This is a genomic window from Solibacillus sp., assembly GCF_040273735.1.
Lineage (GTDB): Bacteria > Bacillota > Bacilli > Bacillales_A > Planococcaceae > Solibacillus.
The window spans coordinates 1-2,551 of the sequence record NZ_JBELZM010000039.1; the positions used below are offsets into that span (position 1 = coordinate 1).

2 protein-coding genes are annotated in these 2,551 nt (G+C 34.2%); one reads left to right on the top strand and one right to left on the bottom strand.

The window, feature by feature from the left end; all coding sequences use genetic code 11:
• Nucleotides 1–344: helix-turn-helix domain-containing protein (locus ABS917_RS18815; protein ID WP_350480420.1), on the bottom strand; the 344-nt coding region annotated here is incomplete at its 3' end.
• A gap of 192 nt (nucleotides 345–536) precedes the next feature.
• Between ABS917_RS18815 and ABS917_RS18820 the strand changes: the two genes are divergently transcribed.
• Nucleotides 537–1,832: an MFS transporter gene (locus ABS917_RS18820; RefSeq protein WP_350480421.1), complete on the top strand. Its 1,296-nt coding sequence runs from the start codon at nucleotides 537–539 to the stop codon at nucleotides 1,830–1,832.
• Nucleotides 1,833–2,551: the final 719 nt, after the last annotated feature.

The window sequence follows — 2,551 nt, forward strand, 5'->3', positions numbered from 1 at the left end:
CCTTTAAGACTGCCATTTTCATAAAATGGATGGATTAGATTATACAGTTCGAGAACTTTCTCGTTTATTTTCTTATCATCATGCTCTTTATTTAGAGCTAAACGTTTTATTTCAACATCCCGGTATAATTCCTTCATTTGCTTATGATTTTCGGTTTGCATGAGCTCGGATACGTCGATTTCCAGCTGTTTTGCAATATGCTGAAGGCTTTCCATTGATGGCTGCGCCTTCCCGTTTTCAATCAGACTGAGCATCCCTTTTGTAATTCGGTCTCCCGCTACTTGGGCAAGCGTCATTTTGCGCTCTTTTCTTAGTTCTTTAATTTTGGCACCAATATTTAACATGTCGTCACCTCATTAATTACAGTTTACCAAAAATCATATAAAAGGGTAATATTTTAACCTGATTAAACATTTTATTTAAATCGTAAATCAATCCCCCGAAATTTATTTTAATAAAATTAAACTTTTGTGTTGCATTCCAAAAATATCCACCATATAATTAGTTTAATTAAATTAAACAAAGGGGTTTTGTTTATGAATGAACAGCAGAAATTTAAAAAAGCAACGTATCATTTATACACGTTTTTAATAAGCAAAATGATTGGGGCGCTTGGATCACATGTTTACAGCTTTGGAATCAGTATGTATATTTTATCGATGACAGGCTCTTCACTTAGTTTTGCAACAAATATTATTTTAAGCTACTTGCCGCGAACAATCATGTCACCGATTGCTGGACTCTTAGGGGATCGTTTACCAAGAAAGTGGCTTGTACTCAGTGGGCAAGCCGGAGTTATCCTGACAGTAAGCGGATTATTGGTCTATACGCATGAATTTGGATTATCTTTAATCGCAATATATACCGCAACAGTTTTCAATAGTATTTTCAGTACATTTTCAGGTGTGGCATTTTCCGCTTCGATTGCCAATCTTGTCGATGGGGATCGACTTCAAAAGGCAATGAGCTTTAACCAGTTGTCCTATTCTATTTCAGGAATTGGCGGACCGATTTTCGGCGGAATGTTATTCGGTTTTGTATCGATGGAAATGTTCCTGATAATCTTCATCTGTGCTGCTGTAATAACACTTATGTTGGAATCAACGATGAATTTTGTTCTTTATAAGAAAGAAGCAGTAAATGGGAATGCTGAAAAAGAATCGATGTTTGAAAGCTTCAAAGCCGGGTTTCGCTATGTCAATTCAAAACCGATTATTAAGGCAATTTTATGGACAGCACTTTGGCTAAACTTATTTTTCACAGCAATAAACGTTGGCGGAGACTATATTTTATTGACAATTTTGAAATTAGATCCAAAATACATCGGTTTTACAGAGGCTGGTGGAGCAATCGGAGTTTTAATTACATCTGTCTATTTTGCATCAAGAGCAACTGTCAAATTTCCTTTACTTACAGTTAAACGAGCCGTGTTCGCCTCTTCTGTTGTAGTCATTTTATCGGCACTACCGCTCATAATAACATTTTCGGCAATGATGAATTTCGTCTATTATTTAATCATCATGTTTTTATTCGGAGGATTGGGTGTTATTACAAATACTCCTCTTGGCGTGTTAATGCAAACTTCAATTGAAGAAGAGTACCGGGGGCGTGTTTTTGGGATAATCGAAATGATGGCGATGAGTGCTATGCCTGTCGGGACACTAGTTTTTGGAATACTATATGAATTCATTCCGGCGCAATATATTTTAATCGTCAGCGGACTGATTTTAATCGGTATTGTTCAGTTATTACTTCGCCAATCAATATTAGAAATGGCTCACCCTGAACTGAAAAAGGCGAAGTTAGAACCAGCAGAACCTGTAACTGAATAATATATTTCCCTCAAATTAGAGCTAATTTTCTACATTAGCTCTTTTTTCATTTAAAAAAAGCCTATATAAATTTGATATACTGTCAAAGTTTCTGTACAATTTATATTGTAATAATTTTCAAATTAGAGAGGCTGGTAATTCATTGAAATTCCACAACTATTATTTTGTTCCAGAATGTAAATATTCAGAATTTCAGCAGCTCCTATCAAATAATCCGTCTCTGGACGTCCAATTAGAAGATTATAATCAAGGTTATAATTTTTATTATCAATTTGTTTATAATCTGTATACATATTTAACCACGGATGATTTCGAATTAATAATGGATGATAACATACGTTTTTACTATCCTTTTCAGTCATATCTTCATGAAATAATCATTAAGCAATACGAGCTACAGAGATTTAAAACGAGAAAAAGCAATGATCCTTTATTTTGTTTACTATTTTCTGTTCTTCTAAAAAGTAAATTAAAGCAGACAATAAAAAATATTGTTGAGGAAACCGGTTTCGAATCGGAACTGCCGTTGGAGTTAATAAATTTTTACGACAACAATCTCATCACATCCCCATCCAGTCATACCATCAATCTTCTTCATATTCAGTTTCTTCAAAGATTAAAAGAACAAATTTTTGTCGGTACCCGCTTCAGTCAATTGATAAAAGATACTATTGAGCGTACAAATCGGTATTATTTAATACATCATAAGGAGTTTTAAC

Bases quoted from the DNA above. Each gene is read 5' to 3' on its own strand.
- ABS917_RS18820 (WP_350480421.1), top strand. From the start codon at position 537: ATGAATGAACAGCAGAAATTTAAAAAAGCAACGTATCATTTATACACG.